This window comes from bacterium, from assembly GCA_035529855.1.
Taxonomy (GTDB): Bacteria; RBG-13-66-14; B26-G2; order WVWN01; family WVWN01; genus WVWN01.
In genome coordinates this window covers 1-25,039 of sequence record DATKVX010000110.1, presented here as the reverse complement: position 1 = coordinate 25,039, position 25,039 = coordinate 1, and the positions used below count along the sequence as shown (strand labels likewise).

At 63.8% G+C, this 25,039-nt stretch carries 23 protein-coding genes and 1 tRNA gene; 16 read left to right on the top strand and 8 right to left on the bottom strand.

Annotation, left to right across the window (positions count from 1 at the left end):
• The 10 genes from VMX79_11330 to VMX79_11285 all read left to right on the top strand — a co-directional run.
• Positions 1 to 2,147: M28 family peptidase (locus VMX79_11330; GenBank protein ID HUV87689.1), on the top strand; the 2,147-nt coding region annotated here is incomplete at its 5' end.
• A 277-nt stretch (positions 2,148 to 2,424) separates the two neighbouring features.
• The gene (coaD, locus tag VMX79_11325) at positions 2,425 to 2,925 is read left to right on the top strand and encodes a pantetheine-phosphate adenylyltransferase (GenBank protein HUV87688.1); all 501 of its coding nucleotides are present in this window, start codon (positions 2,425 to 2,427) and stop codon (positions 2,923 to 2,925) included.
• A gap of 1 nt (position 2,926) precedes the next feature.
• Complete coding sequence (locus VMX79_11320; GenBank protein HUV87687.1) at positions 2,927 to 3,388, top strand: universal stress protein; 462 nt, start codon at positions 2,927 to 2,929, stop codon at positions 3,386 to 3,388.
• Positions 3,389 to 3,481: 93 nt separating this feature from the next.
• On the top strand, positions 3,482 to 4,387 hold the full coding sequence (locus VMX79_11315; protein ID HUV87686.1) for a PhnD/SsuA/transferrin family substrate-binding protein: 906 nt from the start codon (positions 3,482 to 3,484) through the stop codon (positions 4,385 to 4,387).
• A 77-nt stretch (positions 4,388 to 4,464) separates the two neighbouring features.
• Positions 4,465 to 5,004, top strand: a complete 540-nt coding sequence (locus VMX79_11310; GenBank protein HUV87685.1) for a CDP-alcohol phosphatidyltransferase family protein — start codon at positions 4,465 to 4,467, stop codon at positions 5,002 to 5,004.
• 41 nt (positions 5,005 to 5,045) lie between these two features.
• The gene (locus tag VMX79_11305; protein ID HUV87684.1) at positions 5,046 to 5,906 is read left to right on the top strand and encodes a UbiA family prenyltransferase; all 861 of its coding nucleotides are present in this window, start codon (positions 5,046 to 5,048) and stop codon (positions 5,904 to 5,906) included.
• Between the two features lie 4 nt (positions 5,907 to 5,910).
• Entirely contained in the window at positions 5,911 to 7,116 is a 1,206-nt protein-coding gene (locus VMX79_11300) for a geranylgeranyl reductase family protein (protein HUV87683.1), read from the top strand.
• A gap of 11 nt (positions 7,117 to 7,127) precedes the next feature.
• Positions 7,128 to 7,844 (top strand): C4-type zinc ribbon domain-containing protein, encoded by a 717-nt coding sequence (locus tag VMX79_11295; protein ID HUV87682.1) that lies wholly within the window; start codon positions 7,128 to 7,130, stop codon positions 7,842 to 7,844.
• Between the two features lie 18 nt (positions 7,845 to 7,862).
• A complete protein-coding gene (locus VMX79_11290; GenBank protein ID HUV87681.1) occupies positions 7,863 to 9,311 on the top strand; it encodes a radical SAM protein in 1,449 nt (482 codons plus the stop codon).
• Positions 9,312 to 9,314: 3 nt separating this feature from the next.
• Positions 9,315 to 10,331 carry a ThiF family adenylyltransferase gene (locus VMX79_11285; GenBank protein HUV87680.1) on the top strand — a complete coding sequence of 339 codons (1,017 nt, stop codon included), beginning with the start codon at positions 9,315 to 9,317 and terminating at the stop codon, positions 10,329 to 10,331.
• Positions 10,332 to 10,407: 76 nt separating this feature from the next.
• Here VMX79_11285 and VMX79_11280 read toward each other — a convergent pair whose 3' ends face one another.
• From VMX79_11280 to VMX79_11260, 5 genes are all read right to left on the bottom strand, one after another.
• A complete protein-coding gene (locus VMX79_11280) occupies positions 10,408 to 11,445 on the bottom strand; it encodes a hypothetical protein (protein HUV87679.1) in 1,038 nt (345 codons plus the stop codon).
• Positions 11,446 to 11,481: 36 nt separating this feature from the next.
• On the bottom strand, positions 11,482 to 12,945 hold the full coding sequence (locus VMX79_11275; protein ID HUV87678.1) for a hypothetical protein: 1,464 nt from the start codon (positions 12,943 to 12,945) through the stop codon (positions 11,482 to 11,484).
• A gap of 54 nt (positions 12,946 to 12,999) precedes the next feature.
• A tRNA-Ile gene (locus tag VMX79_11270) sits at positions 13,000 to 13,073 on the bottom strand.
• A 180-nt stretch (positions 13,074 to 13,253) separates the two neighbouring features.
• Complete coding sequence (locus VMX79_11265; protein HUV87677.1) at positions 13,254 to 13,868, bottom strand: hypothetical protein; 615 nt, start codon at positions 13,866 to 13,868, stop codon at positions 13,254 to 13,256.
• Positions 13,869 to 14,154: 286 nt separating this feature from the next.
• Complete coding sequence (locus VMX79_11260; GenBank protein ID HUV87676.1) at positions 14,155 to 14,763, bottom strand: outer membrane beta-barrel protein; 609 nt, start codon at positions 14,761 to 14,763, stop codon at positions 14,155 to 14,157.
• A gap of 321 nt (positions 14,764 to 15,084) precedes the next feature.
• On the opposite strand from VMX79_11260, the gene VMX79_11255 reads away from it, so the two are divergent.
• The 6 genes from VMX79_11255 to rodA all read left to right on the top strand — a co-directional run bounded on the left by VMX79_11255 (position 15,085) and on the right by rodA (position 21,558).
• Positions 15,085 to 15,723, top strand: coding sequence for a hypothetical protein (locus tag VMX79_11255; protein HUV87675.1), 639 nt, complete (start codon positions 15,085 to 15,087; stop codon positions 15,721 to 15,723).
• A 241-nt stretch (positions 15,724 to 15,964) separates the two neighbouring features.
• Complete coding sequence (locus VMX79_11250) at positions 15,965 to 16,606, top strand: hypothetical protein (GenBank protein ID HUV87674.1); 642 nt, start codon at positions 15,965 to 15,967, stop codon at positions 16,604 to 16,606.
• Between the two features lie 248 nt (positions 16,607 to 16,854).
• Positions 16,855 to 17,493 (top strand): hypothetical protein, encoded by a 639-nt coding sequence (locus VMX79_11245; protein ID HUV87673.1) that lies wholly within the window; start codon positions 16,855 to 16,857, stop codon positions 17,491 to 17,493.
• A 180-nt stretch (positions 17,494 to 17,673) separates the two neighbouring features.
• Positions 17,674 to 18,507 (top strand): polyphenol oxidase family protein, encoded by an 834-nt coding sequence (locus tag VMX79_11240; protein ID HUV87672.1) that lies wholly within the window; start codon positions 17,674 to 17,676, stop codon positions 18,505 to 18,507.
• Entirely contained in the window at positions 18,497 to 20,320 is a 1,824-nt protein-coding gene (mrdA, locus tag VMX79_11235; GenBank protein HUV87671.1) for a penicillin-binding protein 2, read from the top strand. The genes VMX79_11240 and mrdA overlap by 11 nt, the downstream gene beginning before the upstream one ends.
• On the top strand, positions 20,320 to 21,558 hold the full coding sequence (rodA, locus tag VMX79_11230) for a rod shape-determining protein RodA (protein ID HUV87670.1): 1,239 nt from the start codon (positions 20,320 to 20,322) through the stop codon (positions 21,556 to 21,558). Before mrdA ends, rodA begins: the two co-directional genes overlap by 1 nt.
• Here rodA and VMX79_11225 read toward each other — a convergent pair.
• The 3 genes from VMX79_11225 to VMX79_11215 form a co-directional block, all read right to left on the bottom strand.
• Positions 21,544 to 22,446 (bottom strand): alpha/beta hydrolase, encoded by a 903-nt coding sequence (locus tag VMX79_11225; GenBank protein ID HUV87669.1) that lies wholly within the window; start codon positions 22,444 to 22,446, stop codon positions 21,544 to 21,546. The genes rodA and VMX79_11225 overlap by 15 nt on opposite strands.
• Positions 22,446 to 23,738, bottom strand: a complete 1,293-nt coding sequence (locus VMX79_11220; protein ID HUV87668.1) for an asparagine synthetase B — start codon at positions 23,736 to 23,738, stop codon at positions 22,446 to 22,448. Before VMX79_11220 ends, VMX79_11225 begins: the two co-directional genes overlap by 1 nt.
• 20 nt (positions 23,739 to 23,758) lie before the next feature.
• Positions 23,759 to 25,039: glycosyltransferase (locus VMX79_11215; GenBank protein HUV87667.1), on the bottom strand; the 1,281-nt coding region annotated here is incomplete at its 5' end.

Sequence of the window (25,039 nt, the reverse complement as noted above, 5' to 3'; positions counted from 1 at the left end):
TTATGGCGCTGAAGCATCTTAAATTCCTCATTTTATTATGTTCGGCTTGCGGCGTGTTCGCGCCCGCCTTGGGCGACGAACCGCCCCCGACGGCGCGGGACGCGGCGATTAATAACGCTTTAGGAAGCGTCACCGCCGACGCCCTCGGCGCGTACATTCAAACCCTACAAAACTATAAGAGCCGGTATTCTTATATGCCGGGGTGCGACGAAGCCCGGGATTACATAATGGGGCTTTTAGCCGGCTTCGGGTATCAGACGCGCGTCCAGGAATTCGAGGGCCCGTACCTTAAGAAGGTCGATTGGGGCGACGGCGATAAGACCGCCTGGGTTTTGACCGCGGGGAGTACCTTGTACAACTCGGAGGACGGCGGCGCGTCGTGGCGGCGGCAAGTCCCGGCCGCGCCCGGCTACGTCTACGACGCCTACTTCGTGGACGCGGCCGTCGGTTACGCGGCGTCGGGGGGGGCCTCGGTCGCGAAGACGCAGGACGGCGGCCGCACGTGGGAGACCGTACACGTCGCGAAGGCGACCTCGGACCCCCTTCGTTCGGTGTTTTTCGTCAACCGCGACGTCGGCTGGGCCGCGGGCGACCGCGGCGTATCGCCGTACATTTACCATACCGTCGACGGCGGCACGAGCTGGTCGGTTCAGGCGTTGCCGCCGTACGGTTGCCCCCACGTCATAGCCTTCGGCGACGTCGAGAAGGGTTGGGCCGTGCCGAACTGGTACGAGGATAACGTCATCCTCCGTACCGAGGACGGCGGCGCGAAATGGGGGATACAGGATTTTCCGGTTCCGCCGGCGGACGTGCGGTCGTTCGTCGCGATTGACGGCGACGTCGCCTGGGCGGCGTACGGCGCCCCACGGCTTATATACACTGACGACGGCGGCCTGAACTGGTCGTACGCGGAAATGGCGTCGGCGGCGGTTTTGACTACCGTCACCTTCGTCGACGCGGCCGTGGGTTACGCCGCCGGCGACGGCGTAATATACAGAACCGACGACTCCGGCCGGACGTGGCTTCCGCTCCCCGACACTCCCGAAATTTTTTGGGGTAATATAAGTTTCGGCGACGCCGACCACGGCCTATTGGTCGACCTCTTCGGCCGCGAGTTGTATATAACCGGCGACGGAGGCCGGACCTTCGAGAGGATTCGCGACCGGTTGGATATGTATTGGGAGAACGTGGTCGCCGAGAGCCGCGGTTCCGTCGCCCCGGACGAGGTCGTCCTCTTGGGGGCGAGCTACGACTCGGCCTCCGACCGGCCCGCGGACGGCGCGCCCGGCGCGGATGCCAACGCTTCGGGCGTGAGCTGCGTCCTCGCCGCGGCCGCGGCCTTCCGCAACGTCGACGTCGGGCGTACGTTGAGGTTCGTCCTCTTCGGCGGCGGGGAGCAGAGCCGTATCGGCAGCCGCGCGTTCGTCGAGGAGGCGTCCGCGAGGGACGATAATATCGTCGCCGCGGTCATATTGGATATGGTCGGGTACGACGAGGACGGCGGCCGGCGCGACGACGTCATCGTGAGGGTGGACGGCCCGTCGATATGGCTCGGCGATTACATAGCCGCGGTCGGCAAGCTCTACGGCGTCGAGTTGTTATTCGATTACCACCTCTACGGCGGCCCGGGCGACCATTGTTCTTTTTGGGAGGCCAATTACGAGTCCATAGGCCTGTTCGAGGGCGGCCCGGGGTACAATTCCAACCCGGCGTACCCCTACTATCACACCGCGGACGATACGGTGGATAAATTGAACGTCGCCCTTGCCGCGCGGGTGGCGAAGGCCGCGGCGGCGACCGCGGGCCACCTCGCGCGCTCCGACTACATCGGCGTGGGGGAAGACTCCTTTTCGGCCGGGACGAAGCCTCGGAAGCGGCCCTGGGCCGTTTTCCCCAACCCGTTCGCCTACGGCTCGAGCTCCGCCGCCGGGATAACGTTCGACGGCGTCTCGGCCCCCGCGAACGTAACGGTTTACGACGTCGCCGGCCGGAAGGTCGCCCGCGCGGAAATCCCCCCGGGGGTCGAACGCTTCGTATGGTGGCCCGGGCGTCGCGACGGCGCGCCGCTCGCGCCGGGGGTTTACGTGTACCGCGTTGCGGGGGAAGGCCAGCGCGAGGTCGGTAAATTAGTCGTCGTAGGCCCGTGACGCCGTTCGGCCGGCCGCGCTCCGCCGCCGCGTTGGGCGGCATTTTTTTGGCTTCTCCGGCGGCCGGGAATACTCCGCCGGAGCGGCCGCAACCCGCGGCTCGCCGCGGCTTTTTTGCTTGCTATTTAGAAAGGGGTCTTTTAGTATGATTTAAGTAGTAATCGGGCGACGGTAAGCGGCGCCCGGAATATACGGAAAACGTTGTAAGGCGGGTCGTAATCTTGGCTTCGGCGGCCGCCGGTTGGCGGTCGTTCGCTAGGGCCGGAAGCAGTCGCCCATGGAAGCTACGGGGATCGTGGCGTTATACCCGGGGACGTTCGACCCGGTGACGTACGGCCACCTCGACATCGCGGAGAGGTGCATACGCATATTCGACCGCCTGATTATGGCGGTGGCGGCCAATCCTACGAAAGAACCCTTGTTCGACGTAGGCGAGCGGCTCGAGATGTTGCGCGCCGTCACGGCCGGCCTGGCGCGGGTCGAGGTGGACGGCTTCGAGGGTTTGACGGTGGAATATGCGCGAAGGCGGGGCGCGCAGGTGATAGTGCGGGGTTTGCGCGCCGTATCGGATTTCGAGGAGGAGTTCAAGATGGCGTCCGCCAACCGCAAGCTCGCCGACGAAATCGACACCGTGCTTATGCTGCCGTCGGAGAAATATTTCTATCTGGATTCCAGCCTGGTCAGAGAGATCGCGCGCCTGGGCGGGCCGGTGGATTGTTTCGTGCCGCCCGACGTGGAAACCCGTTTGCGCGAGAAGTTGGCGGCGCGGACGTATTGATATGACGGAGAGAGATTTCCCGGAAGAGGGCGGTTTCCACACCATCGTCGTGAGTACGGACGGCACGCCGTTCGCGACGCGCGCCGTGGAAACGGCGTTCGGCCTGGCGAAAAGGGATAGGGCCAAAATAATCGTAATCTCGGTCATAGATACGTCGGTGCTGGCGGATTTCGTGGGCCAGTCGCCGCGGCAACGGGGCAAGGTGGAACGTGAGCTCGAGATCAACGCCGAGGAGGCGTTGGCCCGGGTGGGTAAGCTGGCCGCCCGGGAGGGCGTGGACGCGGAGATAATCGTTAAGAGAGGTCGTCCCCACATCGAGATCGTTACGGTGGCGAGCCAGGCGGAGGCCGACCTCATCGTGATGGGCAAGAGGAGCGGGTATCGGACGGGGCGTAATCCGGTCGGGAGCGTTACGCGGCGCGTAGCCGAAGACGCCGACTGCGCCGTCCTCATGGTACCCTGAGCTGCGCGGGGCGTAACTAGTTTGGGCTTGACACCTTACGGAGCCGCTGGTAAACTTCCGGAAGTAACGGGTTAAAGAAACCGGGAGCGAAATATGAGAAGAGCGTTTACCTTCATTACGGTAATAGTTTTGGCGGCGGCGTGCGCGGCGACGCTGTCGTGCCGGCGAAGTAAAGACGTCTCGGAGATGGAACCGAACGTCGTGCTGCTCGGGCCGACGTTCGACCCGGCGCGGGCGCCGAAGCAGTTCGAACCGCTCGCGGCCTACCTCCAGGAGAAAGTAGGGCAACCGTTCGAGTTCCGGCCCACGAAGTCGCGCGAGGAGTTCTCGACGCTGGTCAAGGATGGGAAGGCCGCCTTCGTCTTCGCGAATCCCTTGGACTACTTCGAGGTCGCCGATGCGTGTATCGTCCTCGTAAAGCCTAATTATCCCGGCAAGGGGTCTATGGTCCAAGGGTCTATCATCGTTAGAGAGGGTGAAGCGGTGAAGATCCGCGAGGTCACGGAGTTAAAAGGTAGCTCGATTATGATCGTGTCGGAGAGCTCGCTCGACGGCTACCTGTCGCAGAAGATGTTCTTCGACCGCAGCGGCCTCGACCTCGACCTCGATTTCGACCTCCGCGAGTCGCCCGACGGGAGGCCGGAAAACGTTATCGCCGCGGTGGCGGCGGGGGAAGTGGAATACGGCTGCGTGCCGGCCGAATTTTTCCCCGGCCGCAAACCGGTTAAGGGTGCCGAGGTGTTGACGTACTCCGAAAAGGTCCCGGTGGAAGTTTTCGCCTTCGTCGAGATGGGCGGCGACAAGATGTTGGGCGGTAAGGTGCGGGACGTTTTGAAGGCCATCCCGAAGGACGACCCGGTATTGAAACTGCTGGGAATAGATAGCTTCATTCTGGCTGCGCCGGCGGAGTACGGCATGGTGATCAATTTCCTGACGCAGGATAAAATAGAAAAGGCTCAGCGTTTATCCGAGGCGCCGGCGAAGGCCGGTACGTCTTAAGACCGCTTGAATTGCGAGCGTTCCACGAATTAGGCCGGCGGTTAAGCAAGAAAGTATTGTATCCGCCGGCCCGTTTAATGGGCCGGCTCGGCGTCAGCCCCACCTTTTTCACGCTGTTCGGTTTGGCGTTAGCCGTGGGGGCGGGGGTGGCGTTCGCGTTTGGACGGCTGCGCACCGGTGCGGTGCTCGTGCTGGCCGCGGGCTTCGCCGACATGGTCGACGGCGCCGTGGCCCGGGCAACCGGACGCGGTAGCCCGTTCGGGGCGTTCATGGATTCGGTTGTAGACCGGTACAGCGAGGCCGCGTACTTCACGGGGCTGGTTTATTTTTACGCCGCAGGCCGGGATAAAATGATGGCGGTTCTCGTGGTCCTGGTCTTGACCGGTTCGGTCTTCGTATCGTACGCCAAGGCCCGAGCCGAGAGTTTGATAGACGAGTGTAAAGTCGGCATCATGGAGCGGCCCGAGAGGGTGGTTCTCCTCGCGCTGGGTTACCTCGTGGGAGGATACGGCGCTTTAGTGGCGCTCTTGCTTTTGGCGGCGTTGACGCATTTCACGGCGATCCAAAGGATATTATACACGCGGGCGAGGCTCGCTTCGTCGGCCCGAGGTCGCTAGCGCGTTGGGCGGCGCGTTGTCCTACGTAATCGGGAAAGGCGATGGTTCGTAAACGGGACCCTAACGCCGCGGCGCTGGGTTTTTTACGTTTGATAAGGCCCGCGGATTGGGGCGTAGCTTTCGCCGGGGCCGGCCTGGGCGCGCGCCTCGCCGGCGGCGCCTTCCGCCCCCACGTAGCGCTGGGGGCGGCCGCGGTCGCGACGGTCATAGCGGGGGCTTTCGTCAACGGCGATTGGTTTCACCGCCGTACCCGCGTACTGGCGAGCCCCGGCAACCCCATCGCGCGGGGCCTCGTCCGGCCGGGCGAGGCCAAGTGGTTGGGCTTCATATTGCTCGCGGCCGGTTTGGCAGCGGCCGCTTACCTCGGCCTGCGAACCTTCGCCGCCACGTTCCTAACGGCGGCGATTGTATTATTGTTCAATTATTTCTTCGATAAAACTTACTTCGCGCGCAACGTCGTCGCCGCGAGCGTGGTGGCGCTGCCGGTGTTCTGCGGTTGGTTCGGCTTCGGCGGCGCCGCGGACCTGCCCGTGGTAGCGGCGGCCGTGGGCGGATTGATCGCGCTGTCGGCGAGCGTATTCCGAGACGTCGAGAACCACGACGGCGACGAGATGGTCGGCAGGAGGACCATAGCCGCCGCGGGCGGGAGGCCGCCGGTGTGGGTGGCGGGCGCGTTCGCGCTGGCCGCGACGGCGATCGCGATCGTCCCGTATTGGGTCGGCGAATACTCCTGCCGGTACCTGACGCTGACGGCGGCCGTGGGCGGCCTTATGATATTTTATACGATATTGAACCTGAGGCGTCCCGAACCGGACCCGCTGTTGGCGGGTTCTACGGCGCGGATGTTCAAGTTTTTAATTTTCGTGTTCTTCGCGGGTACGTACTGGGAGCTGCTTTTATAGGGCTATGGCTTCGTACGCGGAAGAGGCGCTCGGGCGGGAGTACGACGTAGTCGTCGTGGGCGGCGGCCCGGCGGGCTCCGCGGCGGCGCTGTCGTTGGCGCGCGACGGCGTGAGTACCCTCGTGCTCGAGCGCAAGCGAGAGGTAGGGCAACCGGTGCGCTGCGGCGAGGGCGTCCCCCGGCGGAAGTTCGAGTCGCTGCTCGAGCCGGACGAGAAGTGGGTGAGCGCCGTCGTCAACGGCGGCGTGGGCCATTCGCCCTCCGGCATCACCGTTCGGCGGGATTATCCCAACGTGGGGTACGTACTGGACCGGGAGGTGTTCGAGCGCGGCCTCTTCGCCCGGGCCGCGGAGGCCGGCGCGACGACGCTGCTCGGCGTGGAAGGCCGCGACGTCCGGATTGCCGGCGGCGGCGTAGAGGTCGACGTAGTGTGCGACGGCCGGTTGCGGCGGACCGTTTCGTGCCGCGCGCTGGTGGGCGCGGACGGCGTCGAGTCCGTCGTGGGCCGGGCGGCGGGCCTCGCGACCGCGATATCGCCGGGCGACGTGGACGTGTGCGCGGAGTATATATTGGCCGGCGCCCGCGAGGAATTCCCCGACTACATCCACTTCTTTCTGGGGCGATGTTTCGCTCCCGGCGGCTACGCCTGGGTATTCCCGAAGGGCGACGGCCTGCACACCGTGGGGGTGGGCATTACTCCCCCGGAGGCCGGGGGCCGCGGCCCCTTCCACTACCTGGACGCGTTCGTCGCCGAGCGTTTCCCCGGCGCCAAGGTGGTCGCCGTGCGGTCGGGCGCGGTGCCGGCCTGCAAGCCCCTGCCGAAGATAAGAAACGACCGCGTCGTGCTCGTGGGCGACGCGGCGCGGCAATCGGACCCGTTCTCGGGAGAGGGGATCTGCCAGGCGTTGATGGCGGGGCAGTTCGCGGCGCGCGCCATTTACCGGGGTTTGGGGAACGGCAACCTCGCGCGGGAGCTGGAGGGTTACCAGGAAGAATGGATGGATACGTACGGCCGGCGGTACAAGCAGCATTACAAAGTCCGCCGCGTAATTTTGGCGATGGAGGACCGCGAGATCGACGATACGGTGGAGATATTGCGCGACAAGCTGGAAGTGAGCAAGATCCAGTCGTCCGAAATATTCGCCACCTTCTTGAAGGCTTTGCTGAAGAATCCCAAGCTCGTGCTGCGCTTGCGGCACCTCTTGAGCTGAGGGCGTAACGTATGGACGGTCCGAACGATTACGACGCGTTAGCGGCCCTGGAGGAACTGGACGGCCGCAAAAAAGAGCTCGAGGCGCTCGCGGCGTCGTTGCCGGCCGAGGTCGAGGAGCGGGAGAAAGACCTGGCCGCCCGGCGGGAGGAATTCGAAAAACTACGGAGCAAATTCGAGAACGCGCAGCGTGAGCGGCGACGCCTCGAGGCGGCGGTAGACGATAAGACGCAACTCTTGGGAAAGTACCGGACGCAGTTGGATTCGGTCAAGACGAACAAAGAGTACCAGAGCCTGCAGCACGAGATCTCCGTAACCAGGGAAAATATTTCGCGCACGGAGGACAAGCTGCTCGAAATTTTGGAAGAAATCGAGAGGGCCCAAGGCCGGGTCGACGAGGAGAACCGGGCGCTGGACCAACTCGCGGCCGACGTCGCCTCCGCCAACGAGGGGGCGAAAGCGCGGCTGAGGGACGTGGAGGTCCAGCTGCTCGAGGTGGAGGAGAAGCGTAAGCGACTGTTGCCGAGCCTGTCGCAGGCCGTCCGCGCGGAGTACAAACGCCTGTTCGAACGCTACGACGGGAACGCCTTCGCCGCCGCGGCGGGGGGCGTGTGCCGGGGCTGTTTCGTGAACGTGCCGGCCCAAGTCGTGGCCGAGCTGCGCGCCGGCGGCAAGTTGTACCGGTGCGAGTCCTGCGGTCGCTTCATCATCAACGTCGTCGACGATTGACGGCCGGGGTGGGCCACGGTGAAAATACTTTTCTTAAATCCCCCCTTCCTGCCCAAATTCTCGCGCGAACAGCGGAGCCCCGCGGTAACCAAGAGCGGGACCATATATTATCCGATGTGGCTGTCGTACGCCGCCGGCGCCGCGGCTTCCGCCGGCCACGACGTCGACCTCCTCGACGCGCCCGCGGATGAGCGCTGGACGCTCGAGCGCGTCGGGGACGCCGTCGCCGCGGGGTCGCCCGAGCTGGCCGTCGTAGGTACCAGCACCCCCAGCATCGCCAGCGACGCCGGCGCGGCCCGCGCGCTTAAGGACCGGCGGCCGGAGCTGACGGTCGTGTTGGTCGGGCCGCACGTATCCGCCCTTCCCGAGGAGACGTTGAACGAATACCCCTGGCTCGACGGCGTGTTGCGCGGCGAGTACGAGCGGACCGTTCTGGAGTTGGCCGACGTCCTGGCCGGGGGAGGCAAACCGGCGACCGTCCCCGGCGTAACGTGGCGGCGCGACGGCGACGTCGTCGCGGGCCCGGGCCGCGTCCCGGACGACCCCGACCGGTGGCCTTTCGTCGCCGAGACGTACGCCCGCTTCCTCGACGTGCGCAACTATTTCTACGCCCACAGCCTTTACCCCATCGTAACCATTCTCTCGGCGCGGGGGTGCCCCAACCGCTGCATCTACTGCGTTTACCCGCAGACCTTCTCCGGCCACCTCTATCGGCCTCGGGCCATATCGGCCGTGGTGGAGGAGCTGCGCTTTATCCGCCGAACGTGGCCCGACGTCCGCGAGGTCATGTTCGAGGACGACACGTTCTCCGTCGACCACGAGCGCACGAAGCGACTGTGCGAGGCGATAGCCGCGGCGGGCCTGAAGCTCAAGTGGAGCGCTAATGCCCGCTGCGACCTCGACCTCGAGACGCTGAAGCTTATGAAGCGCGCCGGCTGTCGCTTGTTGTGCGTGGGGGTGGAGAGCGGCAGCGACGAGATCCTGGGCGGTATGAAGAAGAGCATCGACCGGGCGCGCATCGAGCGGTTCTTCGCCGACGCCGCTTCAGCCGGAGTGATGGTACACGGCTGCCTTATGGTGGGCAACCCGGGCGAGACGCGCGAGACGATGGAGGCGACGCTGGCCTTCGCCAAAAAGCTCAAGCCGGATACGGCGCAGTTCTTCCCGGTGATGGCCTATCCCGGGACCGCGCTCTACCGCTGGGCCGAAAAGCACGGCTACCTCAGCGCGAGCTGCTTCGCCGATTGGCTTACGCCCGAGGGCCAGCACAACTGCGTCGTCGACCGGCCCGGCCTCCCGGCGGCGGAGCTGGTCGCGTTCTGCGACCGCGCCCGGCGCGAATTCTATCTGTCGCCGGGTTACCTCGCGCGCAAACTCGTCCAGGTTCTGACCAGGCCGGCCGAGTTGAAGCGGACGTGGCGCTCGGGCCGGCGTTTTATACGGCATCTCGTACGGGGGACGCGTTAAGCTATGACCCGGCCGGCGGAGAAGTACCGCTACCAGGAGGTCCTGTGGGGCAAGGAGGGGCAGGCGCGCGTGCGCGCGGGCCGGGTGGGCGTCTTCGGCGTCGGCGGCACGGGCGCGGCCCACGCTCAAATACTCGCGCGCGCGGGCGTCGGCTACCTTCGGCTGGTCGACCGCGACGTCGTCGAGGTGCTGGACCTGCATCGAACCCAGCTCTACGACGAGCGCGACGCGGCGGAGCTCGTACCCAAAGCCGAGGCGGCCGCCCGCCGCATCGCCGAGATCAACGGCGACGTCCGCGCCGAGGCCGAGGTCGCGTTCGCCAACGCGGATAACATATCCGGCCTCGCCGACGGCCTGGACGTCCTGGTGGACGGCTCCGACAATTTCCGGTTGCGTTTTTTGCTCAACGACGTCGCCGTGAAGGCCGGCGTGCCGCTGGTCTACCAGGGCGCCGAGGCGGGCCGCGGCGCCGTTATGGCGGTCGTCCCGGCGGTGGGGCCGTGCCTGCGTTGCGTTCTGGAGCCGCCCGCGGCGCCCGACGACGCCGGCTCGTGCACCCGGGTGGGCGTATCGCCGGCGGTCGTCGCCGCGACCGCGGCCTTGGGCGCGGGGTTGACGTTTGCCCTCCTGCGGGGGGAGGGCGCGGCCGTGGCGGGACGGTTGAGCCGCGTCGCCGAGCCGGGCTACGTTACCACCGTCGACGTTACGCGCGCCGACGACTGCCCGGTCTGTCGCCGACGGGAGTTTGAGTTCCTCGGTCGGGCCGCCGCCGGATACGTGAGCCGGTGCTGCGGCGGCGAAGCGTTCGAGGTCTTCGGGGGCGGCCCCGCGCCCGATTTAGGGGAAGTCGCCGAGCGCTTGTCCCGCGGTAGCGTGGTCAAGAAGAGGGACGACCTTCTCTGGGTAGCGGACGCCGGGTTCTCGGCCGTGGTTTTCCGCGACGGCCGCGCGCTCATATACGGCGCGCGCGACGCCGCGCAAGCGCAAGCGATTTACGAGGGGTTAATGAAAATGGAGTGAGCTTTCGGCGGTCCGACGGCGCAACGTCAAAGGCCGGCGCGTAGAACGCCGGCCTTGTAGTTGCGAACCAAGCGCGCTATCCTTCCTTGTGGACGATGAACGACGGCCCGCGCTCGAGGCTCGTTCCCATTACGCCCCACACGTCGCGTGGCGCGGCGATGCTCAAGGCGCGGACGATGCCGAGGTCGCTCGCCGGTACGTACCCCAACACGTTTACGGTATCCCCGACGACTTCGAAAGCCGCGTTCGGCCCCGCGAAGAAGAAATATTCGGGCGGCCGGAAGTCACACGCCGTAAGGAGGCGCCGTTGGTCGGTCGCATATATCCTTTTGTACGTCGGTTGCTCGCCGGGCTCGCGCCGGTAAATGTTGGTGCGTTCCGTTACCGGCGGGATGTTCACGCTGTCGGCATAGACGCCCGAGCCGTCGGCTTTGAAGTAGAAGGCGGTTACGTCGTAGAGGGGGTACGGCTCGAGTATCCAACCGGGCAATAGACTGTTCCAGCAATAGCAGTAGCCGGTGGCGTAGGAGACCGCCCAACCGGTTTCGGCGTTGGGGAAAACCCAGTCGTCCACTTCGCCGCCCACGGCCACCGGGTATTGCATCCACCAGTTGCCGTCGAAACGGAAAGCGTTGAAGCCGTCCGAAACCCAGACGTCGTTGTCGGCTACCGCAGCCAACAACTTCATGCGCCCGCCGTTCAAGCCTTCGGTGGGGATTTCGACCCACGTTTCGCCGTCGTAGTGGAGGACTACCGGGCCCGTCGCCGTTTCGCTTTCCCGGTTGCCGAGGGCCCAGCCGTTTTTTTCTCCGCGGAAGTCGATGGCAACCAGCTTGGCTCCCATGTCGCCCGCCAGGAATAGCGCGACATCCCATCTCTTGCCGTCGTAGCGGAGGATAAGGCCGTCGTACGTTCCGGTCGAGGCGTTGAACCGGTGGCCGCATGCCCAACCCGATTCCTCGCCGAGCATCTCTATGTCCGTGAGCACGATATCCGGCGACGACCACGCGATGTCCCAGTAACGGATGTCGCGTACCCCCACCGGACCTTCGTCATCGCCGCAGGCCAAAATCACCGTGGCCACGATTGCCGTTATCGAGACTATCCTCTTCATAATATCTCCTTTATCGCTGAAAGCCCCCGTCGCGCCCTAAAAGTACCGCGTTACCGTAAAACGGTGGCTGGCCGGTTTTACGACGTCCTCGAAGGGCACGAACAGCGATAGGTTGTTTACGGTAATTTGGCTGCCTCTGTAATCGTAATTTATCAACCAATCGTCGTCGAATTTGTACGTCACGCCGCCGAAGAAGACGTTGCGGGGGTAAGCGAAGAGGTTTTGTTCCCAGCCTATTTTGCCCGCCAGGTCGTCGATGACCCAACGTTCGACGCCGAGCCGCGTGAAGGTATGGTAGGCCGCGAGCTCGAGCTCGTCGACCTCCGCGGTCTCGTCGTCGTAGACGTCGGCCGACAGCGTCAAGCGGTCGTAGCCGTAGTCGAAAGCCAGCGTCGTTTTTTCGTCCGGGTAGAAGGCGAGGCCGCCGCCGAACTTGTAGTGCCGTTCGTCGGCGTTCGCCATACGGTAGTCTTCGGCCGTGCGTTCGCCGAACGGGCCGACGAGGTCCCACCGTTCGCCCCGTCGGTCGAGCTTTATCCCGGGGATAAACTGCAGCTCGAGCGAGCCGCCCACGCGTAGGTTGTCCAACAGCTTGTACCGGCCGGCGCCCCCTACGGTTACGCCCACCCCTTTGAGCTCGATGTCGCCGCTGGCTCCTTCGTCCGCGACGCCCGCCGGGTCTTCTTCTACGCTCTCGTCGCGCCAATTCAGCGTGCTGCGTAGTACCCGCACGCCGAAGGTGCCGCCGACGTCGAACTCGTCGCCCGGCCTGAGCGCGTAGCCCGCTGTGACGCGGTACTCCTTAAGCTCCCGCCGGCCCCATAGTTTTTCGATGAGATGCGTTCCCTCTTCGCCGGGCGCCGGTAAGTATTCGAAGTCGTAGTCGCCCTCCAGCCTCTCGGGCATAAACGAGAACGAGACGCCGGCTACGTGGGGCTCGAGCGTCGCGGCGGCCACGGCCGTGATGCCGTACCGCTGGCTCGCGAGGTCGACGTCTACCCACCCGTCGTCGGTGGTGAAGAACGGCTCGAGCGTGGTGCCGGCGCCGTTGTATCCCAGCGACGCCGCGTCGCGGTTGAACTCGAGCGAGCCGCCCGCCACCCACGGCCCGAAGCGATACGCGCCCAGCGCCATACCGCCCAGGCCCGCGGTGTACGATACGTCCAGGCCGGCCTTGTCTTCGGGTTCCGTCGGCCCGGGCTTGGCCTTGCCCTTGTTCTTCGAGTACGTGAAGCCGCCGAAGCTCAGGTCGCCGCCGAGGTCGCCGGTTATGAACGTCTGGTCGAAGAGGATGAAGTCGGCGGGGTTGGAAAGGTACGCGCGGTATTTATTCTGTTCGGCGTAGAACTCGAGGCGGGTGCCGCCGTCGAAGGCCGGGTAGTCCTTGACCTTGGCCGGCGGGGCGGGCGTGGGGGTGGTGGCCGGCGCGGGTGCCGTCGTCGCGGGGGGCTCTTGCGCGAAGGCCGCGAGCACGGCGCCGAAAAAGACGATAATACTCATTACCGAGCGCATCCTCACCTCACAGGTACGGCCGCTCGGGCGCGGTTTAAACTATGGGCCCACCAGGATTCGAACCTGGGACCGACCGGTTATGAGCCGGTGGCTCTATCCAACTGAGCTATGGGCCCGTTTCCCTGCATAACAGTATAGAGACGGAATATTAGTTTGTCAAGCTTTTTTAATAAATAACTAACGTCACGCGCCGTAACCCCGCTAATAAGCAACAGTTAGCGGTCTTTATACTCGCGGGGTGTTTCGCGAAAAAGCGGCCCTCGCGGGCCGCTTTTATTCCAGTTTTGAGCGACCGGTCAGAAGTAGTAGTCGATGCCGAATAGCAGCTCTATTAACTGGGTCCGGTGCTCGGACCGGACGAAATCGTGTACAGTTAATTGGTCGTAGTAAACGACCGGCTCGTCGAAGAGGACCGTGTAACGGGGCCCGGCCTCCACCGCCAGGCCGTCGACGAGGAAGTACCGCGCGCCGCCCTCGACGTATAGGCCGCCGTACCAATCGATTGCGGTACGGCCACGAGCTTCCGCGGACTCCCGGGCGATGGCTCCGCCACCGCCGGCGTACGGCAGGAAGGGGCCGAGACGGAAGCCGTAGTCCGCGCCGAAGGTCGTAATATACGTCGGTAGTGAAAGGACGTATTTTATTTCCGGGAATGTGATCGGCTCTTCGCGGTAGATAAGGTTGTTGTAACCGAAGCCGACGGCGACGTTAAGGCCCTCGTAGACGCCAAAGGATACGCGGCCTTTGAAGCCGCCCGTGCTGAACTCCTTTCCGCTGTATTCGTCCATTTCGGTTGCGCCGCCGAAGACTCTACCAGGTGCGTAGAAGGCGCCGACGCCTACGTCCAACGCGGATGCCGCCGCGGCTAAGGTAACCACGGCCCATACTGCGATACCGGTTATTTTCCCCATCTCGTAACCTCCCGATAATTTTGTGGCCTACGGCCTATTACCCGGTAAATTTTACCTGCGCCCGGCCGTTTTGTCAATTCTTTTGTCTTTATGATTGTTCGTACCCGGCGCGCGTCCGTTGTTGCACGTCGTTCGCCTAAAACCGCCTTGTGGTTTTTATTATTGGGGCGGCGAATTTTGCCGCGTCAAACGAGCTTAGGCCAATACCGCGGCCCGGCGCGAAAAGGCTTCGGCGATGAAAAGCGGCCCTCGCGGGCCGCCTTAGTTCCGGTACAGGGATTGCAGCTTAGAAGTAGTAGTTAAAACCTATCAGCAGCTCGATTAACTGGCTCCGGTGCTCGGACCGGACGAAACCGGGTAAATTTAAGTCGTCGTATAGCACCGGCTCGTCGAATAGGACCGTGTAACGCGGCGCGGCCTCCAGCGCCAAGCTGTTTGTTAGGAAGTAACGCGCGCCGCCCTCGACGTACAGGCCGCCGTACCAATCTACCGTTTCGTGGAAACTGCCTTCGGCATGTTCGCGCGCGAGCGCCGCGCCACCGCCGGCGTACGGCCGAAAGGGGCCAAGAGGGAACGCGTAGTCGCCGCCGACCGTCAAGATGAACATGGGTATGGATTCTACGGCTTCTTGTTCTTCGAGCCAGAGGAGGTCTTCGCGGTAGATGAGGTTGTTGTAACCCAAACCGAATCCTACGCTAAAGCCTTCGTAAATACCTACCGTGGCGCGCCCCTTGAAGCCGTGCATGCTGAATTCCTTATTGCTGTATTCTCTCGTTTCGTCTACGTAGCCGACTACCCGAGCCGGCGCGTAGAAGGCGCCGACGCCCACCTCCAGCGCCGACGCCGCGGCGACGGCCGCCACCGCCCATACCGTCGCGAAAGTTATTTTACGCATCTTTTAACCTCCTCTTGCAATTACCCGGTTTGGTTTTTAACGGCCGAAGTTTTCCCTAACTAATATTACTATATCGCCCTTCTTAGTCAACCTTTTTTTACGTTATTACGATTTCCCAGGCGAGACTTATTTAGCTGAAAAGGGGAGCTTTATTATCGTTAAAATCGGTCATAGGCGACTTTACGAATAATATTAATACACGAATTATTACCTTTTTCATCGGGTTTTGACAAAAGATTTTTATTGCAATATCGGACCGTGCCGTTATAGAATAGCCGTGGAATATTACGCGGTTCGGGTTGAATAAAAGGAGGAGTGAAAATGAGGAGGTTCTTAAGAATACCGGCGTTGCTCGTGGTAGGCGCGACTTTAGCGGCCCCGCCGGCAAGCGCCTCGGGTAAAGCCGTGACTATTGGCACGCGCGTAGCCGGCAATAGTATACCCTGGATGGGCGGCGCGGCCGCCATGAGGTTCCAGTGCCTGTGGTTCCAACGCGACATCAACTACGCCGGTTACGTCAACGTCGTCGAGTTCGCTTATCAGTCGGGCAGGCCCCCGGCCGCTTTCAATAACGTACGCGTTTGGTTTTGCCATACGACGAAGACCAAGCTCGAGGCCACGTTCGACAATAACTACGCCGGCAAAACGCCCGCGCAGGTCATGGATAAGTTAACCCTTACGCTCAGCGGTACGGGTTGGTACGATATAGGCATCGACCCCAACAAGTTCGACTACAATAACCGAGACAACTTGCTTATGGAAATCCGCTGGCGTGGTAGTAGCAGTACGCCTATCTACTGCTGGCGTTCCGAAGGTACGGCGGCGCGCGTTTATGCTAAAAGCCATACCGCGAATACTGGTACGGTAGAAGATAAAACCCAGTACATCCGCCTCCACATCGGGACGATGGTGGGCCTCGAGGCTACGAGCCTCGGGCGCGTCAGGGCTCTCTATAGATAGTTACTAGATTTCGTCATACGACGCTTGCTAAGGCCGCTTTTTTTGAAGGGCGCGTAGCTTCCTTTATACTGCGACCGCTTTGATGCCGCTAAGGCGTTTATATAATTTTTTAAAGCCGAAGTTTATGTATTCGACGTGTGTTTCTAACGTATATTTTTTTCGCCGAGGGGAATCCGGGTGATATAGAATTAAAGCCCATTACGTTAGAGTTTCTCGTTTTGAAAAATGAGGAGGATTTAAAATGAAGAATTTATTAACCTTATTCGCGGGAGTTGTAAGCGTCGCTACGTTGGTGCCTTCCGCCGGGCTCGCTACCGGCAAAGTCGTAACTATCGGTGCGGAAATTATCGGCCATAGCGTCCCGTGGAGGGGTATGCGGTACGACGGGATGAGGTTCCAGTGTCTGTGGTTCCAGCGCGACATTAATTACGCCGGATATATCAACCGAGTCGATTTCAAATATAGTTCCGGCAGTACCAGCGGCGCGTTTAACAACTGCCGCGTCTGGCTGTGCCATACGACGAAGACCAGCCTCGAGGCGACTTTCGACAACAACTACGCGGGAAAAACGCCGGTACAAGTCTTGGATACGTTGAGCCTGGAACTAAGGGGTACGGAATGGATCGACGTCGGCATCTCCCCCGGTAAGTTCAACTACGACAACCGCGACAACTTGCTGATGGAGATACGTTGGCGCGGCGACAGCGGCAATAACATCTATTGCAAAATTTATAACGCCACGGGCGGGCGTTGCTACGAGTTCAACGATGAGGCCGGCTCCGGTACGGTGTACGACCAGGGCCAATACATCCGCCTCCACATCGGGACCATGGCCGCCCTCGAGCCGACGAGCCTGGGGCGCGTCAGGGCGCTTTACAGGTAGTTACTAGTTTTCGTTATACGACGCTTGCTAAGGCCGGTTTTTCGAAGGGCGCGTACCTCCTTTATACTGCGGCCGCTTTCCCGCCACTAAGCGGCTACCGCGTTTATGTAATTTTTTAAACGGCGAAGTTTATGTTTCCGACGCGCGTTTCTAGCGTAGATTTTTTTCCCCGAGGGGAATCCCGGTGATATAGAATTAAAGCCCATTACGTCAGAGTTTCTCGTTATAAAAAATAAGGAGGATTTAAAATGAAGAAGTTATTAACCTTATTCGCGGGGGTTGTAAGCGCCGCGACGTTGGCGCCTTCCGCCGGGCTCGCGACCGGCAAAGTCGTAACTATCGGTGCGGAAATTACGGGCCATAGCGTCCCCTGGAGGGGTACGGGGTCCGAGTTGAGGTTCCAGTGTCTGTGGTTACAGCGCGACATTAATTACGCCGGATATATTAACCGAGTCGATTTCAAATATAGTTCCGGCAGTACCAGCGGCGCGTTTAACAACTGCCGCGTCTGGCTGTGCCATACGACGAAGGGGGCCCTCGAGGCGACTTTCGACAACAACTACGCGGGAAAAACGCCGGTACAAGTCTTGGATACGGTGAGCCTGGAACTAAGGGGTACGGAATGGATCGACGTCGGCATCTCCCCCGGCAAGTTCAACTACGACAACCGCGACAACTTGCTGATGGAGATAAGGTGGCGCGGCGACAGCGGCCATGATATATATTGCAAAATTTATAACGCCGCCGGGGGCCGTTGCTACGCGTTCAGAGATGACGCCGCTACCGGGACGGTGTATGCCGAGGGTCAGTACATACGCCTCCACATAAACACTATGGCCGGCCTCGAGCCGACGAGCCTGGGCCGCGTCAGAGCTTTGTACAGGTAGGTACTCCCAACCGTTCAGATAGACGCCCTCGCCACGGGGGCGTTTTTTATTTCGGTATATGTTAGAATAAAAAAGTGGCCGAGGTTGCCGATATGGCCGCCGGCGCCGCCGCCGCCGTGAAATAGCTTGGTTTCTTCTCGTCGGTCGAACATCGGAAATGGCGGCCTTGAGGAGGTTCGCTTGATACCCGAAAACGAGTTTGCGCCGCAGGAGCTGGCCGGCGAGGCGGGCGCGTTGTGGCTCGATAGCGTGCCGGCCTTCGACGGCGTAAAGGCCGCGTTCGCGACCAAAGAAACGCTGCGGCAGGGCGCCGCGGCGTCGTTCGAAGGGAAGCCGCTCGACGGGGACGGCCGCATAAACGAGGAGTACGTCGCGCGGTTGTGCGCCACGTTGGGGTTTCCGTACGGCCGCCTGGCTACGTGCCGCCAGGTGCACGGGACCGAGATATGCCGCGTTGCCGTCGCGGAGCGGCGGTGGTGCGGCGAGTGCGACGGCCTCGCGACGGACGTCGTTAATGCGCCGCTCGCGGTGTTCACGGCCGACTGCGTGCCGATAGTGATGTGGGCCGCGCGGCCGGGGGCGCTGGCGGTCTTGCACGCCGGCTGGCGGGGGACGTTGGCCAAAATAGTCGGCGCGGGGGTCTCGCGCCTCGAAAAGTTTTGGGCGGCTCGAGCCGAAGAGGTCGCCGTCTTCCTGGGCCCCGCCGTCGGCCCCTGCTGCTACGACGTCGGCGACGACGTCGCCCGGGCGGCGGAAGCGGCGTTCGGCAAACGCGCCGGCCAGGTTTTATTAGAGGAAGGCGGGAAGCGCCGGCTGGACCTCCACCGCGCCAACGAGCTCGCGGCGCAGGAGGCGGGCGTCCTCCCGGAGAACGTCTACCGCGTCGCGACGTGCACCTTTTGCGAAGAGGAGTTGCTCGAGTCGCGGCGGCGCGACGGTAACGCCGCGGGGCGCCTGATGGCCATAGCCGCGCTCGCGGCGACGGAGGCCGAGGACCGGGGGAATGGCGTCTAAGGGAAGATTGGTCGCCGCGGCGGCCGTCGCCGGCGTGGTATTCGGCGTCCTCACTTTCCGGGTCGCGGACCTCCAGCTCGCGTCCGGCGACGACTTCTACGCGCTCAGCCAGCAGAACCGCTTGCGCCGCATCCCGGTACGCGCGCCGCGCGGCCGCGTCTACGACCGGAACGGCGACATCCTCGCCGGCAATAAACCATCGTACGCGCTGCTGTGGATGTTGCCCTCGGCGGAGGCGGTGCCGGCGGCCGCGCTCGAGCGTTCGGCTTCGTATCTCGCGACGACGCCGGCGGCCCTCGCCGCCACCATCGAGGAGAACCGCGAGTTCCCGTACGAGCCCGCCGAGGTCTCGAGCGGCCTGACATCCGGGGAGCTCTTCGCTTTCGAGGAGGTGCGGGCCCGCTACCCGGAGATGACGGTCGTCTCGCGGCCGCGGCGCTACTATCCCCACGGCTCGCTGGCCTGCCACCTGCTGGGGTACGTGGGGGAAATAGGCCCCGAGCGGCTGGCGGCGCTGAAGGCTCACGGGTACGGCCTGGGGGATACCGTCGGCCTGGCGGGAATGGAGTACTCGTACGAGGAGTATTTGCGCGGCCGCGACGGCTTCGAGGCGGTCGCGGTTAATGCCCTCGAGAAGAAGTTGGGGTTGGAGTACGCGGAAGAGACGGCGCCGCCGCGCGCCGGATACGATTTACACACGACGATTGACCTGGGCCTGCAGCGGCTCATCGAGGGGCTGCTCGCCGGGCGGCGCGGCGCCATAATAGTGATGAACCCCGAGAACGGCGACGTGTGGGCGCTCGCCTCCTCGCCCGCGGTCGACCCCAACGATTTCGCCGGCGGCCTGTCGGCGGCCAGGTGGGCGGCGTACGCCACCGCCCCCGACCATCCCCTGCTCAACCGCGCCATCCAGTGCTCATATCCCCCCGGGTCGACGTTCAAACTGGTTACCGCCAGCGCGGCGTTGGAGGAGGGGCTCGTCCGCATCGACGAGAAGATGCCGCTGCCGTGCGGCGGCGTCTTCCGCTATGGCCGGTGGCTCTTCCACTGTTGGAAGCCTTCCGGCCACGGCCCGCTCGACATCGCCGGCGGCCTCAAGAATTCCTGCAACGTCTTCTTCTTCCAGGTGGGCCTCCGCGTCGGCATCGATAACCTCAACAAATACGCCGGGGTGTACGGCTACGGCGCCGCGACCGGTATTCCCATCCCGCACGAGAACCGCGGCCTGATACCCAGCCGCGAGAGGCTCGAGCGCAAATGGGGTAAGAAGTGGCCGCGGGGCGAGGTTCTCAACAATGCCATAGGCCAGGGCCAGGTTCTGCTGACGCCCATACAGGAGCTCGTGGCCTTCTGCGCTTTCGCCAACGGCGGCCGCCTGTACAGGCCGCGCCTCGTCACGCGCGCGGTGGACGGCGACGGCGTGGTGCGGGCGTCGTTCCCGCCCGAGGTGCGCGGCGTGGCGACCCTCAAGCCGGCGACCCGCGAGACGATGCTGCGCGGCCTCATCGGCGTCGTTAACCGCTACGGCGTGAACGCCCATTACCTCGCCGGCAAGACCGGCTCGGCCGAGAACCCGTTCGGCGATACTCACGCCTGGTTCACCGGTTTCGCGCCGGCGTACGAACCCAAGGTCGCGGTGTGCATCCTGGTGGAGAACGGCGGCTACGGCGAGTCGTACATGAAATGGGGTAAGGAGGTCGTCGGCTATTGCCGGGAGAATATTATCGGCGAGGCGGCGTGGCCGCAACCGCCGGCCGGCGTTACGCCCGCCGATATGGAGAAGAGTAAACCCGACCAAGAGGTCGCCGGCTAGTGGGCACGCTGTACGACATCGGGCGCCGGGTGGACTTGCCCCTCCTGGGCGCGACCTTTCTGCTGAGCGCCGTCGGCCTGGCGGCCGTTTATTCCGCGGCGTCGGGCGGCGAGATATTTTTCAAACAGCTCCTGTGGGTGGGGTTGGGGTGGGTGGCTTTGTTGTTGGCGGTGGCGGTACCTTACCGCGCGTTGGTGAAAATCTCCTGGGCGTTATACGTACTGGCGTTGGCGGCGCTGGCGCTGCTCGCGGCCCGGGCCGTGTCGCAGGGCGGTGTCGCGCAGCGGTGGCTTTCGCTGGGCCCGTTCACCTTCCAACCGTCGGAGTTCGCGAAGATAGCGACGGTGCTGACGCTCGCGCTCGTCCTCGACGTCTTCCGCCGTCTGGAAAGCCTTCCCCAATTCATATTGCCGGTGGCGGTGGCCGCGGCGCCGGCGGCGCTGATAGCGGTCGAGCCGGACCTGGGGACCGCGGCGGTCTTCGTGCCGTTGCTCTTCGCTTGCCTCTACTGGGCGGGCGCGCCGGTTACGTACTTGTTATTGCTGCTTTCCCCGCTGGCGGCGTTTTTAGTATCGTTCAAACTAATCGCCTTCCTGATATTCCTGGGCGTCGTCGTCGCGATAGCGCTGGCGGCCCGGGCGCGGTGGTGGGAGCGGGCGTTCGCCGTCGGCGCGAACGTCGTGGCCGGGGCGGCGACGCCCCTCCTGTGGGGGCTGCTCAAGGAATACCAGCGGGCGCGCATCCTATCCTTCCTCTCGCCTACCGCCGACCCCCACGGCGCCGGTTATTCCATCATCCAGGCCAAGATCGCGCTGGGCTCGGGGCGGCTGTTCGGCAAGGGCTTCCTGGAGGGCAGCCAGGTCCACTGCCAGTTCGTTCCCGCGGGCCACACCGACTTCGTGCTGTCGGCGTGGGGCGAGGAGTGGGGTTTCGCCGGGTGCCTGTTGGTAGTCGCGCTGTTCGCCGTCGTCGTCTTCCGCTCGTTCCTCATCGCCTATCGCGCCGGCGACCGCCGCGGCGGCATCTTGGCCTTCGGCCTGGGCACCCTCTTCTTCACGCAGTTCGTCGTGAACGCGGCGATGGCGGTGGGGCTTATCCCCGTCACGGGCCTGCCGCTGCCGTTCATGTCGTACGGCGGCTCGGCGACGATATCGTCGTTCATCGCCGTCGGGTTAATATTGAACGTGAAGCTGCGCCGCGAGAGGGTGGCGGAGCAGATGAGGTTATTCGGGTACTGAGCCGTTTTCGGCGAGAGGGGTTTGCCGGCTTTCTATGAAATCTAAAATTAACGTCGTCGTCGCGTCGTCGTCGCTCCCCGCGTTGTAGATAATCGTTAAATGGTTGCGGCCCGCGACGTCGTGGACGGGGGTTTGGACGCCTCGAGCCGCGAGCGCCCCGGCCAGCCGGTGCGCCTGCGCGGCCAGGCCGGCGTGGTCGCGCTCGGCGTAGATTAGCAGGAACGGCGGCGCGTCGTTACGGGCGTAATTCGGGGCCGAGGCCTCGGCTCGAGCCGTCGCGTCGTCGCCGAAGGTCGGCTTAAGAAAATACCATCGTGCGAACCAGCCTCCCTCCTCCCACATATACTCGACGTCGTACGGGCCGCTGATGCCTATGACGCCGGCCACGGCGTCCGGCGGCAAGCCCTCCGCTTCCAGGTACCGTTCGTCGAGCGTGGCGAGCGCGACCAGGTGAGCGCCGGCCGAGTGGCCGCACAGGAAGAGCCGCCGCGGGTCGCCGCCGTATTCCCCGATGTTCTCGTATACCCACCGCGTAGCCCGGGCGACGTCCTCGAGCTGAGCCGGGAACTTGTGCCTGGGCGCCAGCCGGTACGTCGCGACCGCGACGCCCACGCCCCGCCGCGCCAGGCCCTTGCCCAGGCGATGGTAGGGATTGAATATCCCGTCCTTGTAGCCGTGGCGCCAGCCGCCGCCGTGGATGAAGAGCAGGACGGGGAAGTCCTCCGCGTCGGCCGGAAGGTAGAGGTCGAGCAGGTGCTTCTTGTCGTCGTGGCTCGGGCCGTCGTAGTACGCTATATCCTTGTGGACGACGACGTCGCTCGAGCCGCCGCAGGCCGCCGCCGCGGCGACTACTGCCGCGAGCCAAAGCTTCCAACCGCCGCGCCGCATCAGGTCTTCAACTCCTCGCGCCGGACCGCGGGGAAGAGGATGTTGTTGAGGATAAGGCGGTAGCCGGGGGAATTTTTATGGAAGCGGAGGTCGGTAGGCAGCTCGCCGATGAAGTGTTGGAAGTCCTCCGGGTCGTGGCCGCCGAGGAACGAGAAGAAGCCCTCGCCGTGGTTGCCGTAGACGTACTTCGCCTCCTCGTAGCCGTCCATCGTCGCGAGGATGACGACGCTCTTCTTGACGGTCGCGCGCGTGAACGCCGTCGTCTGGCCCATGAACTCCGTAATCCTCGAGCGGTGGTTTTGGGTGAGGATGGTGGGAACGGTGTCGGCTTTGGCGCTGAATTCGAAGAGCGTGAAAGACCCCGGGTTCATCGGGTCCGCCGCCGGCGAGATCGAGCGCGGCGTGTCAATGTCGGAGTATTCGTATACGTAAGGGTTGGGAAGGACCGCGAAGTCGGTGAAGGCCAGCGTGCGGCCGTAGGCCAGGAGCTCGTTCGCGCGCGGGTCGACGGGCGTGTCGTCGAAGACTTCGGCGACGACGTCGACGTCGCGGGCCGCGAGCGCGATGTCCAGCGTGTCCGCGGCGGCGCACATCGCGAACAGGAAGCCGCCTCCCGCGACGTAGCGTTCGACGGCCTCGGCCGCGGCGCCCATATACGCGGAGACGGACGGGTAGCCGGCGGCCGCGGCCTCCGTGCGGTACTGTGCCTCCATCGCGTCGTACCACGGCGTACCGGCGAACGAGCCGTAAAATTTTCCGAACTGGCCGGTGAAGTCCTCGTGGTGCAGGTGCAGCCAGTCGTACTGGTACAGGCCGCCGCTCAGGACGACGTCGTTCCAGATTACGTCGTAGGGAATCTGCGCGTAGTCGAGCGCCAGCATCACGGCGTCGTCCCACATCTCCTCGTTGGCCGGCGCGTACAGCGCCACGCGCGGCGCTTTGGTGAGCGGGACCGCTTCCATGTTGCCGGCTTCGATCACGGCGTAGATGGGGCCGGGGTCGGCGACGTACTCGGCGGTCACGCCGCGCTCCAGGCAGAGCTCCGGCAAGCCCTCGAAGTCCGCGACGAGGAAGGAGCCGCCGCGGTAGTTGAGCAGCCACTCCGCCCGGGCGCCCCGCAGCAGCGCCTCGTAGCAGATGCCATACGCGCGCAGGTGGTCGGCCTGCGCGTCGTCCATGGGTATAAGGAGATACGTCGCGACGGTCGCGGCGGGGTAGGTTGCGGCCGCGGCGAATATTAAGAGGAGAACTTTCGCTCTGTCGAACGTTCCGGGTCGCCTCCCGGTTCTCACGTTACCCCCCCGCGTTCGGCCTAAACCCCGTCCGACGGCGCCGCGGGCTCCTCTCCCGGCGCGCCGGCCTCTCGCTCCGCGGCGAGCTGTTTTTTGCGGCGGCGCGTCGCGCGCCACGCGTATAGCAGCTCGAAGAGGAGGTGGACGCCCACCAGCGGCAGGAGGAGTATGTACAGCGCGAACTGGAGCGGCTGGTGCATCCTCAAATACCGCATCATCGAGATGTGGTGGATGAAGACGATGCGGTACGGGTGCAGCGCCGCGGACTCGCCCCAGAGGTGGAGGACCGCGAGGTTCGGCAGCAGGTAGGTGTAGTAGCCTGCGTCGCGCGCCCGTCGGCTGAAGTCGGCGTCCTCGACGTACATGAAGTACTCGGGGTCCAGCGGCCCGATGAAGTCGACGAGCTCGCGTTTGAACATCATGGCGGCGCCGGCGATGAAGTCCACCTTCACCGGGCCGTCGAGCTCGAGGTTGCCGTAGAAGCCCTGGCGCGAGAACGGGTTGCGGGGCCAGAAGCGGTAGATGAGCGAGCGACGGCTGCCGACGAGGTGGAGGAGGTTGGGGAAGCGGCGGTACGATTCCTGGAGCCGCCCCGCCGGGCTCACCAGCGCGGGCCCCACGATGCCGGCGTCCGGGTTTTCGTCCAGGAAGTCGACGAGTTTGTCGAAGACGCCGGGGGACACTTCCACGTCCGGGTTGAGCAGCATGAAGTAATCGCCCCGGGCCGCGGCGAGGCCCTGGTTGTTGGCCGCGGCGTAACCCAGGTTCTGGCGGTTGCGGATGAAGACGATGTCGTCCCGCGCCGCGAGCGCTTGCGCCGAGCCGTCCGACGACGCGTTGTCCACTACTATTATCTCCAACTCGCCGTCGGCGGGCGGATTGCGCCAACAGGAATCGATAGCTTCGTGTATGACGTGGCCGGCGTTGTAGTTGACGATAATGACGGACAGCTTGGGCGGGCGTACGGGCCGCCGCGCCGCGGCCGTCGCCGGCGTTTCCCTCAACGCCTCCTTCTCCATCCAGGCCGCTTGGGCCGCCAGCCCCTCCTCCAGCGTCGTGGCCGGGTCGTAGCCTATCTCTTTCCCCAGCGCCGTTATGTCGCCGTGGGTAGCGCGGACGTCGCCGCGTTGATGGGGCGCCCGGGTGACGTCGGCCTTTTTGCCCAACACCTTCTCGATGGACGCGGTGAGCTCCGCCAGCGACACCGTCTTCCCGGACGCTACGTTGTACGTCCCCGACGTTAGGCCTCGAGCCAGCACTTCCGCGGTGGCCTTCACGGCGTCGCCCACGTACGTGAAGTC

Bases quoted from the DNA above. Each gene is read 5' to 3' on its own strand.
- coaD (HUV87688.1), top strand. From the start codon at position 2,425: ATGGAAGCTACGGGGATCGTGGCGTTATACCCGGGGACGTTCGACCCG.
- VMX79_11320 (HUV87687.1), top strand. From the start codon at position 2,927: ATGACGGAGAGAGATTTCCCGGAAGAGGGCGGTTTCCACACCATCGTC.
- VMX79_11315 (HUV87686.1), top strand. From the start codon at position 3,482: ATGAGAAGAGCGTTTACCTTCATTACGGTAATAGTTTTGGCGGCGGCG.
- VMX79_11310 (HUV87685.1), top strand. From the start codon at position 4,465: ATGGGCCGGCTCGGCGTCAGCCCCACCTTTTTCACGCTGTTCGGTTTG.
- VMX79_11305 (HUV87684.1), top strand. From the start codon at position 5,046: ATGGTTCGTAAACGGGACCCTAACGCCGCGGCGCTGGGTTTTTTACGT.
- VMX79_11300 (HUV87683.1), top strand. From the start codon at position 5,911: ATGGCTTCGTACGCGGAAGAGGCGCTCGGGCGGGAGTACGACGTAGTC.
- VMX79_11295 (HUV87682.1), top strand. From the start codon at position 7,128: ATGGACGGTCCGAACGATTACGACGCGTTAGCGGCCCTGGAGGAACTG.
- VMX79_11285 (HUV87680.1), top strand. From the start codon at position 9,315: ATGACCCGGCCGGCGGAGAAGTACCGCTACCAGGAGGTCCTGTGGGGC.
- VMX79_11280 (HUV87679.1), bottom strand. From the start codon at position 11,445: ATGAAGAGGATAGTCTCGATAACGGCAATCGTGGCCACGGTGATTTTG.
- VMX79_11275 (HUV87678.1), bottom strand. From the start codon at position 12,945: ATGAGTATTATCGTCTTTTTCGGCGCCGTGCTCGCGGCCTTCGCGCAA.
- VMX79_11265 (HUV87677.1), bottom strand. From the start codon at position 13,868: ATGGGGAAAATAACCGGTATCGCAGTATGGGCCGTGGTTACCTTAGCC.
- VMX79_11260 (HUV87676.1), bottom strand. From the start codon at position 14,763: ATGCGTAAAATAACTTTCGCGACGGTATGGGCGGTGGCGGCCGTCGCC.
- VMX79_11255 (HUV87675.1), top strand. From the start codon at position 15,085: ATGAGGAGGTTCTTAAGAATACCGGCGTTGCTCGTGGTAGGCGCGACT.
- VMX79_11250 (HUV87674.1), top strand. From the start codon at position 15,965: ATGAAGAATTTATTAACCTTATTCGCGGGAGTTGTAAGCGTCGCTACG.
- VMX79_11245 (HUV87673.1), top strand. From the start codon at position 16,855: ATGAAGAAGTTATTAACCTTATTCGCGGGGGTTGTAAGCGCCGCGACG.
- mrdA (HUV87671.1), top strand. From the start codon at position 18,497: ATGGCGTCTAAGGGAAGATTGGTCGCCGCGGCGGCCGTCGCCGGCGTG.
- VMX79_11225 (HUV87669.1), bottom strand. From the start codon at position 22,446: ATGCGGCGCGGCGGTTGGAAGCTTTGGCTCGCGGCAGTAGTCGCCGCG.